The following is a 14,542-nucleotide window of genomic DNA, read 5'->3' on the forward strand; positions in this document are numbered from 1 at the left end:
TGGACCTGAGGGCTTCACCAGATTGACGGACGGAAAAAACGGCATGCATTCCAACACCTCAAGACGCACCTTCGTGAAGGGCCTCGCCGCTGGCGGAGTCCTCGCTGGCCTAGGGCTGTGGCGCACGCCCGTCTGGGCGGTCACCAGCCCTGGCGAACCGAATGTGCTGGCCGGTACCGAGTTCGACCTGTTCATCGGCGAAACCCCGGTCAACATCACCGGCAACCCTCGAACGGCGATGACCATCAACGGTGGCATTCCCGGCCCCCTGCTGCGCTGGCGTGAAGGCGACACCGTCACGCTGCGGGTGAAGAACAAACTCAAGGACAGCACCTCGATTCACTGGCACGGCATCTTGCTGCCCGCCAACATGGACGGCGTGCCAGGCCTGAGCTTTCACGGCATCGAGCCGGACGGGATGTACGTCTACCAGTTCAAGGTCCGGCAGAACGGCACTTACTGGTATCACAGCCATTCGGGTTTTCAGGAACAGTCCGGTGTTTACGGGCCATTGGTGATCGACGCCAAGGAACCGGAGCCGTTCCAGTACGACCGCGACTATGTAGTGATGCTCACCGACTGGACCGACGAAGACGCCGTCGGCCTGATGAAGACGCTGAAAAAGCAATCCGATTACTACAACTACCACAAGCGCACCGTGGGCGATTTCATCCACGACGTCAGCGAGAAAGGCTGGGGCTCGACAGTCGCCGATCGCAAGATGTGGGCCGAGATGAAGATGAACCCCACCGATCTGGCGGACGTCAGCGGCACCACTTACACCTACTTGATGAACGGCCAGGCGCCAAACATGAACTGGACGGGCGTATTCCGCCCTGGTGAAAAGCTGCGCCTGCGTTTCATCAACGGCTCGTCGATGACCTACTTCGACGTGCGCATCCCCGGCCTGAAAATGACCGTGGTCGCGGCGGATGGCCAACACGTCAAACCGGTGAGCGTCGACGAATTCCGCATCGCGGTGGCGGAAACGTTCGATGTGATCGTCGAGCCGACCCAGGACGCCTACACACTGTTCGCCCAGTCGATGGATCGAACGGGATTTGCCCGCGGCACCCTTGCGGCGAAGGCTGGGTTGTCGGCGCCGGTGCCACCGCTGGATCCGCGACCTCTGGTGACCATGGATGACATGGGCATGGGCGGGATGGATCACGGTGATATGGCGGGGATGGATCACAGCGCCATGGCCGGCATGCAGTCCCATCCCGACACGGAAAAAGACAACCCGCTGGTGGACATGCAAGCCATGAGCACCTCGCCGAAACTCGACGACCCGGGCCTGGGCCTACGCGACAACGGTCGCCGCGTGCTGACCTACTCAGACCTGCGCAGCACCTTCGAAGACCCTGACGGCCGCGAGCCCGGTCGCACCATCGAGTTGCACCTGACCGGCCACATGGAGAAGTTCGCCTGGTCGTTCGACGGCGTGAAATTCTCCGATGCCGAACCGCTGCGCCTCAAGTACGGCGAGCGAATCCGCATCGTCCTGGTCAACGATACGATGATGACTCACCCCATTCATCTGCACGGCATGTGGAGCGACCTCGAAGACGAGAACGGCCAGTTCATGGTGCGCAAACACACCATCGACATGCCGCCGGGATCGCGGCGCAGCTACCGGGTCACCGCCGATGCGCTCGGCCGCTGGGCCTATCACTGCCATCTCCTGTACCACATGGAAATGGGCATGTTCCGTGAAGTTCGCGTGGAAGAATGAGGCGCTACCCATGACCAGACTGATTCGCTCTACCCGCCTCGCTTTGGCGCTCGCTGGCTTTACGGTTTCTTCAGCCATGGCCGCTACCGATGACATGCAGGGCATGGACCATAGCCAGATGCCGGGCATGGATCACAGCCAAATGCAGAGCATGGACCACAGTCAAATGCAGAGCATGGACGACGGGCAGATGCAGCCCGCCGCGCCGACCCAAAGCCGCACGCCGATCCCGGCACTGACCGATGCCGACCGCGCCGCCGTGTACGCCAGCCCCGCGGGCCATGCCGTACATGACACCGCCCTCAACCATTACTTCCTCGCCGACAAACTCGAATGGCAGGACGCCGACGACGGCAACGCCCTGGCGTGGGATTTGTCCGGCTGGATCGGCGGCGACATCGATCGCCTGTGGCTGCGCTCCGAAGGCGAACGCGTCAATGGCAAAACCGAAGACGCCGAAGTCCAGGCCCTCTGGGGCCACGCGATCAGCCCATGGTGGGACGTGGTGACCGGCGTGCGCCAGGATTTCAAACCCGGCGATCCGCAAACCTGGGCCGCGTTCGGCGTGCAAGGCATGGCGCTGTACAACTTCGAAGCCGAAGCCACGGCCTTCATCGGCGAAGGTGGCCAGACCGCCGCACGACTGGAAGGTGACTACGACATCCTGCTCACCAACCGGCTGATTTTGCAGCCGACCGCCGAGCTCAACGTCTACGGCAAAAACGACCCGCAACGGGGCATCGGCTCCGGGCTCTCCAACACCGAAGCCGGCCTGCGATTGCGCTATGAAATCCGCCGGGAATTCGCGCCCTATATCGGCGTGACCTGGAACCGCACCTACGGCAAAACCGCCGACTACGCCAAGGACGAAGGCGAGGACCGCAGCGAAGCCCGCCTCGTCGTCGGCGTTCGGTTGTGGTTCTAAACGCTTCAACTCAAAAACCTAAAAACCAACCGCTTAAAGCGGAAAGAGGCCTTGCATGCGCATGATTAAAACTACCGCTGTTGCCATTGGGCTGCTCATGAGCGCACTGGCTCAAGCCCACCCGAAGCTGCTCTCCTCCACCCCGGCGGAAGGCGCGGATGGCGCGGCGCCAAGCAAGATCGAACTGCACTTCTCCGAAAACCTCGTGACCCAATTCTCCGGCGCCAAACTGGTCATGACCGCAATGCCCGGCATGGCCCACTCGCCCATGCCGATGAAAGCCAAAGTCTCCGGCGGCAGTGACCCGAAAACCATGGTCATCACCCCGCTTTCGCCATTGCCCACCGGCAGCTACAAAGTCGAATGGCGCGCCGTGTCTTCGGACACTCACCCGATCACCGGCAACGTTACGTTCAAAGTGAAGTGATGGATGAGCGACTCGGTCAGCATTGCCCTGCGGTTTGCGTTGTATGTGGATTTGATGCTGTTGTTCGGGGTGGCGCTTTTTGGGCTGTACAGCCTTAAAGGGCAGGAACGGATGTCGGGCGCAGTGTTGCCGTTCCGGTCGATGTTGGCGGGGACGGCAGTGCTGGGTGCGCTGCTGTCCGTCGCGAGCATGCTGATGATGGCGAGTGCCATGAGCGGGGAATCGGACTTCGCCGCGCTGCGTCCGCACATCGAAATGATGGTGCTCGAAACGGACGTGGGATTGGCCTGTGTGGTTCGCATCGTTGCCTTGGTGACTGCCGGTTTGGCGGTGATGCTCCGTGCGCCTGGCTTCAGCTTGTGGGTCGTTGCTTTTGCCGGCGGTCTCGCCCTCTCCAGCCTGGCCTGGAACGGACATGGGGCGATGGATGAAGGCAGTCGTCGTTATTGGCATTTCGCGGTGGACATTCTGCATTTGCTGGCGGCGGGGGTCTGGCTTGGAGCATTGGTGGCGTTTGCGCTGATGTCGAAAATTAATGCTCTGCAGACCGAAGCGCGCATCCGGTTGTTGGCCCGCGCGGTTAATCGATTTGAGGTGATTGGCGCGGTCATCGTGGTGCTCATCACGGTGACGGGAGTTGTGAATTATCTGTTCATCGTCGGGCCGAAGCTGGATGAAGTTTTTCTCAGCACTTATGGGATTTTGCTGTTCATCAAAGTGGTGCTGTTTGCCGGCATGCTCGTGCTCGCCGCGTTGAACCGGTTTCACCTTGGGCCGTTTTTGGAGCGGTCGTTGCAGGACGGGCAATACACCACCGCCGCCAATGCGTTGCGGCGCAGTGTGGTGGTGGAATTGGTGGCGGCTGTGGTCATCATCGGGCTTGTGGCTTGGCTAGGAACGCTGAGCCCGGAAATGGGTGCGCTGTAGGGAATAAAAGCATCCGATGACTGGCCATAGCAGTCAGTGGACAGGATGAGGGGCCTTTACTAGCGTCTAACCACACCAGATTTCAAGCCAGAGGGTTCAACACCCAAGCGCCAAGGTGAAAAAGCGGCGCACTTATCGAAAAGGAGATCGAAAATGGCTGAAGTAATGAAGGTAGTGGATGTCGACTTAAAAATACTTAAATCAAACCCACCGCAGCTACACATATCGGCAATTGGCCTCGTCGGTACTGCTGGATGGACAAACCCGAGACTGGAGCCACGGGTTTATATTCAGTTCCCGCCTGACGGCATTCAAGACTTCGATTTTGTTGCTGATCCGCCCCAAGGAACTGTTATTCAGGTCGTCCTTCCCATCGACGCATCAAAACTTTGGAAAGAGCCGCCACTCGATAAACTCAAGGGAGTAAGAGTCCACTCTGCCAGCAACTCGATTGAAGCGCATCTTAAGAGTTCGAGGTCCTTGGCTTGTGGATAAACAACTAATGTGAAGGGATACGTGTCGGGCCTTGCCTGACACGTATCATGCGCTGGTGTGAATGGGATATCGGGACAGTGGATGACAGTCGAGAAGCGCTTTCACTACACTGACTCCCGCTTGAACCCCACTCCATCACAAAAGCCCGATAACAATGAAAACTATAAAAAGCACAATGATGCTCTGTGGCCTGCTCGCGTTAGCCAGCGGCGTTCAGGCAGAGCAAAGCCCTTCCCATCTCGACACCGTCCTGCAACAAGGCCAACTACGCGTTTGCACGACCGGCGACTACAAACCCTATACCTTCAAAGGTGAGGACGGCGAATACTCGGGGATCGACATCGCCATGGCCCGCTCACTGGCCGACAGCCTGGGCGTGAAGGTTGAGTGGGTCCAGACCACCTGGAAAACCCTGATGCCCGACATGCTCGCGGGCAAATGCGACATCGGCGTCGGCGGCATCTCCGTCACGCTGGAACGCCAGAAAAAAGCCTTCTTCAGCACCACGCTGGACGTCGACGGCAAAATCCCGTTGGTGCGCTGCGAAAATCAGGCGCAATACCAGACCATCGAACAAATCAACCAACCTTCGGTTCGCCTGGTCGAACCGGCCGGCGGCACCAACGAAGCCTTCGTTCACGCCTTCCTGCCCAAGGCGCAATTGCAACTACACGACAACGTGACCATCTTCCAGGAATTGCTGGACAAGAAGGCTGACGTGATGATTACCGATGCTTCGGAAGCGCTGTATCAGCAGAAACTCAAACCCGGTTTGTGTGCGGTCAATCCGACCCAGTTCATGCAATACGGCGAGAAGGCCTACCTACTGCCACGTGATGACATCAGCTGGAAGTTGTATGTCGATCAGTGGCTGCACCTGGCCAAGGTGACGGGGAATTACCAGAAAATTCTGGGTCAGTGGATAGCGGTGCCAGAGGCGAAATAGTCCGCTGCTACCCATTCCATGTAGCAGCTGGCGAAGCCTGCGTCCGGCTGCGCAGCAGTCGTAAAGTCAGAACACGCGTCACATCAGGCAAATCACGCAACGGCGGAAGCATTTCAGCCGTTGCGTCATTCCTTAGTCGTGCAGCAAGCCCGAGCTGTATTCATTGAAGCTGTTGCCGATCGCGCTCCCACCAAAGTTCACCTTATTGGGGCTATGGCCATCGAACTGTTGGCAGGCTTCTGAGAAGCACGTGCTGGTGCTCATACCCGAACAAGCGCTCAACAGTAATGCGCCGGCGATCATCACGACTTTGAACAGGTTCGAGATCATTTTCAGTTTCCTGTGGGCTAAAAGCATGGCAACACCATCTTAGGTGGTCATCCTATGCCTCAAGCCCCTCAAACTTGATGAAACATTGCTGAGCGACAGCGTTGGTTCAGCTAGTGCGTTTTCTTGAAGCGAAAAAAGGGCGTTCCGCAGGAGCGCCCTTTTCTATAACAACAGCTCCGTCTGCCCCCATGGCTTCGCCGAACTCTCATTCCCGCTACCCATTCCGAGTCTGCTAAAGTCGCCGCGGCATATTCGTTGACAAGGAGTCCGACATGGCTAAGCCGGCCGCACGAAAAACCGATCCCTACAGTTGCCCACTCCCCGGGCACGGCACCAATCCAATCGCCACAGGCTCTCCTGACGTCTTCTTTGATGGGCTATCCGCTGCCCGCAAGGGTGACACCTGCACCTGCGGCAGCGCATTGGCGTCGGGGGTATCCGCAACTGTATTCATTAACGGCCAGAACGCCGCGACTATTGATACCGGCGGCACACATGGCAGCGTTGTGGTTGGCGGATCAGGCACAGTGATCATTGGTGATTCGCACACACCTGCTCCCTTTATCCCGCCATTACCGCTTTCCATTCAAAAAACATATGGGCAGTCGTTCAGCATCACCGATAGCGAAACTGGCAAACCTCTGGCCCTCAGGGACTTTGTGGCGACCGTTAATGGTGTACAGGTTCCAGGCGTAACAGATGCGAACGGGATAGCACACGTAAAAACCCCATCGCCAGACGCTCAAATCTCACTTCACATCAAATTCAGCGCTCCAGCTCGAACACTGCACGAACTGTCGGAGGAACAGTAATGGCCGCCAAGTTTTCGACACAAGCCACCGCACAAGAAATAAAGCCTGGTGAGCTCATGTGCCCAATTCCGATCACCGTGAATGATCGAGCTGCGACACGCGAAGCGATCATAAAAAAGGTGCAATCACAGGGAGGAGCGTTTACTGAACGCTCTGCTTGGGGTGCCGTAAAAGGTAAGCCGGAGATGGTCATGGACTGGGACTACACCATGATTGCCTTGCACCACGCCGGACGCAGTCATAGCTGCACACCTGGAGCGACTCAGATGCAGGAAATCCAGAAAGGACATATGAGCCAAAAGTACGATGACATCGGCTACCACTATGGGATTGCCTGTGATGGCCAAATACTCGAAGGACGAGACATCCGACTACAAGGCTCGAGTGTGCTGAAATTCAACACAGGCTTGATCGGCATCGTCCTACTGGAAAACCTGACCACACCCGAAGAGGGTGGTGACTGGGTAGCCAAGGGACGTGAAGCCCTTGACTACATGGGCTACGGCACTACAAATGTGATACCTGCCGCGCAAATCGACGCATTAATGCACTTGATTGAGGCGCTGAAAAGCGTATTCGTCATCAAGCATTTTGGCGGTCATAGAGAGTATCCGGGGCAAGCCTCGGAAGGAAAGATTTGCCCGGGAAACATAGGAATGGATTTGGTTAAAAACATAAGAATCAAAACTCAGTTACTTCCCCCTCCGGCACCTCAAGAATGAAAAAGCTATTGGTTGCAGCAGTGCTGGCGTTACTGGCTGTGCTTTACATCGGCTACTACGAAGCCCTTGAAGATGGCGATATAGAGACGATTCTATTCATCAAGAAACACCCTACACTCCAAATGAAATTTTACAACATACATGCTAATGACGGTGAGATTCGAAAAGTGGAGCATCTCACGAATGAGGAACGAACATGGATTATTGACTATTGCAAGTATCGACTGGGAATAGAGACAGATCTGAAAACCCAGAATAATATTGAAACATGTAGCAAAAAATAGCCTCATATTTTATTCAGCTAATCTCATAGTAAATAGTACTGCCACTCGAGATAAACATGCCCTTCAAGATCATAAAATCCGCTTCGGCCTTCATCGACAAAAATTGGAGTAACCACAAAAAGGTTATCTTCGCTGCAGGAGTATGCATTGCGGGCTTTTTTGCTTTCGCCAATGACGCAATTGATTTATTAAAACCATTAGCAGATAAGTTAAACGCTTCGCAAGGTATAGACAACCCTGAAATAGTCGTAATCAATGCCCGCCTCACACCATTTTATCCAACCACAAAGATAGAAAGAGAGAAAGACCAAGTTTTTTTGCAAGTCAAGCTTAGAAATTACGGAAAATCTCCAGTCACATTCACCTCCGCAGATATCTCGGTACTAAAAAGTAAAACCGCAGGACAAGGTGTAGCTTTCACCCAGTCAAGATGTGCATTGAGCAACGACCCGAACTCAAATACACCTATCGAGATTAAAGCCGGAGAGTCCAAATGGATAACAATATCAAACGCAATTCACCTACCTGGATTATCAACATGGCTGACCGACGCTGAACTAGCCAAAATCACGGTACAAACACCCGAAGAACCGTTCACAATAAGTGAGAATTTTTACGTCAAGGACATCAATAGTAAATTCTCTGTGCTTTTTGGCTCTGATTCCATAATACAAGCGACGCTTTACACGGGAATAAAAATACAAGAACGCGTGCTTCCATTTCAGCTAAGCAAAGGCAAAGACATTTTTGCAAACGACGGAAGCCTTCAACAAGATTGGTTTATCGCTAACTGGAAGCACTGGAACCCTAACGCTATAAGTTTTGGGAAAGACTGCTCCGATGATAGTTAACTTACTTCAGAGCGGATGTTTTCCCCAGATCACAAAAGGGTGCCCATTTAAGGCTACCCATCTGGCGCGATGACGCTTAAACCTGCGTCTGCAACCGCCGCCCCACTGCAGAGTGACCGCATCACCCTGCCAAGGAATTGGGGACAGACCACGGCTTTTTCGGGAAGACATTGTGGCCTGTCTCCAGTTTCCGATAACTCAACCTTTAGGAGGGGACACGTCAAACTTGATGAAACATTGCTGAGCGACCGCATGGGTTCAGCTGCCATCATCGTTACCGCACGGGATAGCAGGCACCGTTAAAAATCAACGACACTCGCCAATCGCGGTGCAGGGTCAATCCTTTTTGGGTCGTGGCGGGTTGTCCTGACGATAGATGTGCTGGGGATTGATGACCAACTGACTGACCTGGCTGTCCAACTCTTTGCTGTGATACAGGTCCAGGCATTTGAGCAGCTCAAAGCGGACGCCTTGACGCTCTGATTCGACCAGTGGATTGTGATAATCACGAGCCAGAAACTGGTCAACCAGAGGTCTACCGGCTTGAGGTGCTTGCTCCAGATCGAAATAGGTCCAGTCCATAAGCGCACTGGCACTGCTTCCGGCGTCCTGGGCGGCTTTAGGTTCGCTCTTGTAGGCTGTAGCGATGCAGTCTGCCAGCACCATATCCTTGTAATTTTGCGCGTAGGTGCGCCCGCCTGCCTGTGGGGAGTTGGTCGGATCATCCTTGGACCAACTGTTGGAAGGCGCGGCTGCCCAAGCCAGTACCAACACCGCAGTCAAATTGTTGACCCACCTTAGGGCCGGATAACGGCTGTTAATGCTCATTGCAACATTGCCGCCGATGACTGCCGCAACTTTTCCAGATGGATTGAGGGTGTCGTAAATCCGTTGAGAAGCCGCCCACGCGCTAGAAAATGAGGGTCGATTCATGTTTCATCCTTGAGTTTAGGAAGCAGAAAATCTGCGGCAGTTTAATTCTTCATGCTTGAGGTGACATAGACCTGAACGACGAGGTCATGAAGGTGTGTTGCCCGGAAGGGTGTCTAGCAGATCCGTCACGGAGCTGATGCGATAACGTCCTGCAGCTTATTCGGTACATGAACGCCACATTCACGACGGCTAACCATAAAAAAGACGTCAGATACTTCCTTGTTTTCTTCGAAGAAACTCGCTCGTTTAAATGGGGTGTTTAAAGACACTCGCGGTTACTTCACAAAGGCTACAACGCCTTGCGTCGTTGCCTACGACTACGCCAGAATCCACCGGCTTGTGCGCTTAAGGTCAGGGCTTTATCGTTTCCCCGTCGCTGAAAAACAGCGATCGGGTTTGGTAGCCCGTACATGAGATTTGCACAGCATCACCATTCGCGGCGTTTTCGTCTCGGCTTTATGGTGGTCATGCACAGGGCACCTTCGGGTGCGCCGGCTTCCTCATGTCCCGGTCTACCAACCTGCGCATGGCCGCCACCTTCGTTTGGTAGCGAGGTTGGATGGCTCCTTTATTTACGGCATGAGGAGTTTTATCTATGTTCAAACCAACACCCAATCCGCCGATCACAGACCCGGCATCCCCCTACGAATCACTTGATTCCAAAAAACTCAACGAAGCCGCCGAACGCGCCCTCGACTACTATCTCAAACCGGCCGCTCAAATCATGGCCACGGCCAACGAATCCGAGCGCATGTTCCTCGCCAACCCGGCATACAACACCGAATCCTTGCTGGCCAATGCCTGCGAGTCACTGGGATCGGCCACGGTTATGCTCAGTGATTTTGCAGCGCTGCTGGAGGGGACACACCGCAAAACCCTGCTGGGCATTGCGCAAGTGGTCATGCTGGGTGAACTGGCGGTGAATCAGGCGTTGGATAACGTGGAGCCATCTGAGTAATTAATGCTGCACATCTGCGTGGGGGAGGCGTGAGCCTCTCGCGCCCCCCCCCCTCCAAAAACGCAGGTGACGATAACCAGATGCCAACCCAGCGCAAAGCCGTGAGTCACCTTTCAAAGCAAGTCTGATACAGTCGCCCCCGGTAAATTTCATTGACAGGAAGTCAAACATGGCAAAGCCCGCCGCACGTATCACCGACCCCACCAGTTGTCCCATGCCCGGACACGGCCCCAAAGCCATCGCCTCCGGTTCTCCCGACGTGTTCTTCGACGGACTGGCAGCCGCGACCAAAGGCGATACCTGCACCTGTGGCAGCGCTTTAGCCTCGAGCGTGGCAGCAACGGTCTTTATCAATGGCAAGAACGCCGCACTGATTGGCACTGTCGGTACCCATGGCGATGTCGTGATTGGTGGCTCGGGCACGGTGATCATCGGTGATTCGCATACACCAGCACCGTTCACGCCCCCACTCCCGCTTTTACTACAAAAAACCTACGGACACACCTTCAGCATCGTCGATAGCGAAACCGGTCAACCTTTAGCCGGAAGAAGTTTCACTGCCACCGTTAACGGTGAAAAGATCATTGGTATTACTGATAGCGCAGGAATAGCGCACGTCAAAACCCCCATCAAAGATGCCACTATTTCTGTGAGCATAGACTTTACCTCTCCAGCCCGGACGCTTAGCGAACTCACGGATTGATCAAACATGGCTGAACAATTTACTACTGAAGCAAAAGCAACCGAAGTCAAACCCAAAGAACCAGCAGCTCCCACTACCATCACTGTCAACGATAGAGCCGCTACCAGAGAAGCAATCCTTAGACTCGTCCGCAAAAAGGGTTGTGAATTTATAGAACGATCATCTTGGGGAGCACATAAAGCAAAAGGCGAAATGGTGGATGACTGGGACTACTCGATGATCGCACTTCACCATGCCGGTAGAAGTGTAGGTTGTGGTGCCGGCGCAGGACAGATGCGTGCGATTCAGAGCGAGCACCAGACCAAGTTCGATGACATCGGTTATCACTACGGCATCGACTGTATGGGTAAAATATTCGAAGGACGCGACATCCGGTTCAAGGGCTCAAGCGTACATAACTACAACACAGGCGTAATTGGCATCGTTTTGTTGGAAAATTTGACAACCGCCGATGAAGGTAGCGATATGGTTGCCGTTGCCCGCCAAGCTCTTGAAGCCATCGGCGGTAATATGGATCAGAAAATCCCAGCCATACAAATCGACACCCTACTGAACTTAATTCAGGCCCTGACCAGCGTTTTTAGGGTGACTACTTTGGGTGGCCACCGAGAATTCCCCATGCAAGCCGGCGAAGGAAAGATTTGTCCTGGCAACATTGGGATGGAGCTGGTGAGAAATCTTAGAATCAAAACCAATCTAATGCGACCACCATCATCATGAAATCACTGCTTATCATTTTCACGATAATACTCGTCGCCTTTCTCTACATCGGATTTTACGAGAAAATGGAAGACGCCTCCCCGGAAATAGTATTCTTCATCAAGAAAGCCCCGACATTTCAAATTAAGTTTGAAAATATTTTTGCGTACGAATCAGATGACAAAAAGTTGAGTGAGCTAAGCGACACGGAGCGGCAGTCGGTCATCCAGTACTGCAAATATCGATTAGGGGTGACTACGACATTGAAAAACCAAAACGAGCTTGAGGGATGTAAAAAAAGGTAATATCAACGGTTCAACAGCAAATTGGATCAATAATTACGATTAGAATATTCGACATTTTCGCCCCCCACTTTACTCACAGGACTAACTAAATAATGCGGGCAGCAGCGTTTGTCTTCTTGGCATTTTCTACCATCATAGTAACTATCACAGGGTTTTGGGGTTGGGTATCAAACAACATATTCCCAAGCCAGACTTGGGGTTTATACTCTCGTTCTTTTTTTGAAGATATACTAGCAAACGCTCATGGAACAATAATAGACCTTTTTGTGGTCGGTCTGATCCTCTACTGGTTTGAGCAGCGCCGGAACGAGAGAGACGAAACCGAACGCACTCGCCGCCTTCGCGAAGATAAAGCGCGGAGAAACCGTGAAGATCTGGCTGACTTACGTTACGACCGCTCAACTGATGCACCATACAAAGTGCTCGGAACAATTCGGCGCCTTCTTGACCTTGAAGAAAAAAAACTGAAACTTTCAGAAATAAATCTTTCAAGGTTAGAAATAAGAGACCTAAAATTAGAACATAGCGATCTCCACGCGACGATATTCAAAGACAGCCGATTACTTCGCGTAAGCATTGAAAGCTGCAGATGTGAAGCTGCTATATTTATTGACGCACAACTTGAACACACAACATTCTCTAAAACCGACCTACGTCGCGCAAAATTCCAACACGCCATGCTAAAAGGAATTGATTTCACCAGTTGTGATGTTGCTCACGCGGACTTCAGCGGAGCGGACTTGAGCAGCGCAAACTTCCGTGGTGTCGACTGCAAAGGGGTGAAGTTCACTAATGCCATTCTTCGATCGACAAACTTCATTGGCGCTAAAAATCTAGATCCGTACGTAGTCGAGCTTGAAAAACTTCCTAGGGGACCAAAAGTTACGCCTTACAAGGCCCCATAGTACGTAGAAAAAAAACTGGGGGGGAATCCAACCACCCTCTCTGGGGGTTTCCCCCTCCTCAGCAAGCAGCCAGTTGACCTTCAGATTAACATGCAGACGATACGCACAGTCAAGGCTACCTGCAGCCCATGGTATCCAGGCTCACGCTAGGCGTTACAGGATTGTGGTGAACTACTCGAAGAAGGTGCAGCAGTAGTAGAAAAAGGGGACTGATTTATTTACTCATGCTATCTCGCTTAAGCTCTCCCATTCCTTTGCTTACTTGTCCTGTACACCACAGCAAGACTCGCCCGAACCCCGCAAGCCCAATCCTGATAAACTCCCCACCTCCCAGCCTCACCCATTCCAGAAACGCCAATGTCCCCAATCACTGCCACACCCGCCCCGCTTTCCCGCCGCTTCTCCGTCGCCCCGATGATGGATTGGACAGACCTAATTAAAATTTGCTTATATTTCAGCGTAATAAAAACCAAATTGTCCTTGCTGTAGCAAAAATCAAGCAGAGAAAAAAGCAGGAATTCCCGAAAAGCTATTCTTTACACGAAAGTCAGTCCAATCCATGACATTCCGACCTGGCATCCAAGACATGGCGCTAGAAGTTTCTCAAACTAGCCAATCCCCATGACCGCTGCGTTGAAGATAAAACTGAGTAAGGGATTTGAACCCCTTTCGTCTTCACCGCATACCGCTGTAGCTCGAGCGGCCGCCAACGTACGCCCCGGCTAGTCATCTTCATCTTCTAGAGCTTCCTTATACTTTCGTTGACGCGCCATCGCCGCCCTTGAGTAGTTCGACATACAGGTCAAATGCGGACTCTGATCTTCGCATTGTCGGCTGGTGCTCAATTCGACTTCCTGCATCCGCCGTTGCATCCTAGCGCTGGTGAAATTGCGGTCGAGAATGTCACTGCTATGCTTGGGCTTTCTCGAAAGGAATCGACACCATGCCAAGCGATTATTCACTGTCGGATGTACTGGAAAGGCTGTTCGAAAACCAGCAGGCCCTGGAGGCGGCCATTATGGAGTTGACCCTGCTGATCGAGGAGCAAGGGGCACAGGAAGTGGGCGGAAATGTCCGTGGCGCACTGTGGAGCATGGGTGAAAACGCCGGTCATATCAAACAAGGCCTGGCTCGATTGAAGAAATTGGACATCGGTTAACCGACTACACACCAAGGGCCCGTCGACAGGTCATGTCGAGGTGAATTCGGTTAACCAGTCCGGTTCACCTCATAGGCAACTATCGGCCAAGAGCGGACGGTCGACGACAGCGGAGAACCGCTATCAATGACCATCAGCTTAATATCTACCAGTCTGCAACACCGCATTATCAATCGGTGACGAACCGTATGGTCATGATCGTAGTCGAATATTTAATAGGGGTAATCCCCGGCGGCCACAAATTTTTTACGACAGGACTTACAAGTGGTGAAACATCAGCTAGTTTCATTAGACACAGTCAAGCCTTTTTCGTAAAAACGAAAAATAGCAGCCTGCCGACTCCTTGAGGAGACTTTCATGAAACGCACTTTAACAGCAGCAGATTGCCATAGCAAACACTAGACTGGAACAGTGTCGAGTAGATTA

The 14,542-nt window shown here is 53.3% G+C and carries 17 protein-coding genes and 1 pseudogene; 16 read left to right on the plus strand and 2 right to left on the minus strand.

The window, feature by feature from the left end; all coding sequences use genetic code 11:
• Positions 1-43: 43 nt before the first annotated feature.
• From TU81_RS11680 to TU81_RS11705, 6 genes are all read left to right on the plus strand, one after another.
• Positions 44-1,735, plus strand: coding sequence for a copper resistance system multicopper oxidase (locus tag TU81_RS11680; RefSeq protein WP_048395170.1), 1,692 nt, complete (start codon positions 44-46; stop codon positions 1,733-1,735).
• Positions 1,736-1,745: 10 nt separating this feature from the next.
• Complete coding sequence (locus tag TU81_RS11685) at positions 1,746-2,660, plus strand: copper resistance protein B (protein WP_048395171.1); 915 nt, start codon at positions 1,746-1,748, stop codon at positions 2,658-2,660.
• 55 nt (positions 2,661-2,715) lie between these two features.
• Positions 2,716-3,087 carry a copper homeostasis periplasmic binding protein CopC gene (copC, locus tag TU81_RS11690; RefSeq protein WP_038980050.1) on the plus strand — a complete coding sequence of 124 codons (372 nt, stop codon included), beginning with the start codon at positions 2,716-2,718 and terminating at the stop codon, positions 3,085-3,087.
• Positions 3,088-3,090: 3 nt separating this feature from the next.
• Complete coding sequence (copD, locus tag TU81_RS11695; protein ID WP_048395173.1) at positions 3,091-4,014, plus strand: copper homeostasis membrane protein CopD; 924 nt, start codon at positions 3,091-3,093, stop codon at positions 4,012-4,014.
• A gap of 153 nt (positions 4,015-4,167) precedes the next feature.
• On the plus strand, positions 4,168-4,509 hold the full coding sequence (locus TU81_RS11700) for a hypothetical protein (RefSeq protein WP_048395175.1): 342 nt from the start codon (positions 4,168-4,170) through the stop codon (positions 4,507-4,509).
• Positions 4,510-4,663: 154 nt separating this feature from the next.
• Positions 4,664-5,455, plus strand: a complete 792-nt coding sequence (locus tag TU81_RS11705; protein WP_048395177.1) for a transporter substrate-binding domain-containing protein — start codon at positions 4,664-4,666, stop codon at positions 5,453-5,455.
• A gap of 132 nt (positions 5,456-5,587) precedes the next feature.
• Here the strand turns inward: TU81_RS11705 and TU81_RS11710 are convergent, their stop codons facing one another.
• On the minus strand, positions 5,588-5,785 hold the full coding sequence (locus tag TU81_RS11710) for a hypothetical protein (protein ID WP_048395179.1): 198 nt from the start codon (positions 5,783-5,785) through the stop codon (positions 5,588-5,590).
• A gap of 272 nt (positions 5,786-6,057) precedes the next feature.
• Between TU81_RS11710 and TU81_RS11715 the strand changes: the two genes are divergently transcribed.
• Genes TU81_RS11715 through TU81_RS11730 form a run of 4 tightly spaced genes read left to right on the plus strand, consistent with a single transcriptional unit; the run spans position 6,058 to position 8,454 of the window.
• Positions 6,058-6,597 carry a PAAR domain-containing protein gene (locus tag TU81_RS11715; RefSeq protein ID WP_048395181.1) on the plus strand — a complete coding sequence of 180 codons (540 nt, stop codon included), beginning with the start codon at positions 6,058-6,060 and terminating at the stop codon, positions 6,595-6,597.
• Positions 6,597-7,319, plus strand: coding sequence for a peptidoglycan recognition protein family protein (locus tag TU81_RS11720; RefSeq protein WP_048395182.1), 723 nt, complete (start codon positions 6,597-6,599; stop codon positions 7,317-7,319). Before TU81_RS11715 ends, TU81_RS11720 begins: the two co-directional genes overlap by 1 nt.
• Positions 7,316-7,603 carry a hypothetical protein gene (locus tag TU81_RS11725; RefSeq protein ID WP_048395184.1) on the plus strand — a complete coding sequence of 96 codons (288 nt, stop codon included), beginning with the start codon at positions 7,316-7,318 and terminating at the stop codon, positions 7,601-7,603. Before TU81_RS11720 ends, TU81_RS11725 begins: the two co-directional genes overlap by 4 nt.
• Before the next feature lie 56 nt (positions 7,604-7,659).
• On the plus strand, positions 7,660-8,454 hold the full coding sequence (locus TU81_RS11730) for a hypothetical protein (protein ID WP_048395186.1): 795 nt from the start codon (positions 7,660-7,662) through the stop codon (positions 8,452-8,454).
• A 336-nt stretch (positions 8,455-8,790) separates the two neighbouring features.
• Here TU81_RS11730 and TU81_RS11735 read toward each other — a convergent pair whose 3' ends face one another.
• A complete protein-coding gene (locus TU81_RS11735; protein ID WP_050682456.1) occupies positions 8,791-9,282 on the minus strand; it encodes a type VI secretion system amidase immunity protein Tai4 in 492 nt (163 codons plus the stop codon).
• Between the two features lie 700 nt (positions 9,283-9,982).
• Here TU81_RS11735 and TU81_RS11740 point away from each other — a divergent pair.
• The 6 genes and pseudogenes from TU81_RS11740 (at position 9,983) to TU81_RS11765 (ending at position 14,116) form a co-directional block, all read left to right on the plus strand.
• A complete protein-coding gene (locus tag TU81_RS11740) occupies positions 9,983-10,345 on the plus strand; it encodes a DUF6124 family protein (RefSeq protein ID WP_048395188.1) in 363 nt (120 codons plus the stop codon).
• Between the two features lie 169 nt (positions 10,346-10,514).
• The gene (locus tag TU81_RS11745) at positions 10,515-11,048 is read left to right on the plus strand and encodes a PAAR domain-containing protein (RefSeq protein ID WP_048395190.1); all 534 of its coding nucleotides are present in this window, start codon (positions 10,515-10,517) and stop codon (positions 11,046-11,048) included.
• Positions 11,049-11,054: 6 nt separating this feature from the next.
• A complete protein-coding gene (locus TU81_RS11750; protein ID WP_048395191.1) occupies positions 11,055-11,768 on the plus strand; it encodes a peptidoglycan recognition protein family protein in 714 nt (237 codons plus the stop codon).
• Positions 11,769-12,144: 376 nt separating this feature from the next.
• Positions 12,145-12,957, plus strand: coding sequence for a pentapeptide repeat-containing protein (locus TU81_RS11760; protein ID WP_048395195.1), 813 nt, complete (start codon positions 12,145-12,147; stop codon positions 12,955-12,957).
• 357 nt (positions 12,958-13,314) lie between these two features.
• Positions 13,315-13,443, plus strand: a pseudogene (locus TU81_RS31105) (tRNA dihydrouridine(20/20a) synthase DusA); the annotation flags it as partial.
• 457 nt (positions 13,444-13,900) lie between these two features.
• A complete protein-coding gene (locus tag TU81_RS11765) occupies positions 13,901-14,116 on the plus strand; it encodes a hypothetical protein (RefSeq protein ID WP_048395197.1) in 216 nt (71 codons plus the stop codon).
• Positions 14,117-14,542: the final 426 nt, after the last annotated feature.

The organism is Pseudomonas lini (assembly GCF_001042905.1).
GTDB classification, from domain to species: Bacteria; Pseudomonadota; Gammaproteobacteria; order Pseudomonadales; family Pseudomonadaceae; genus Aquipseudomonas; species Aquipseudomonas lini.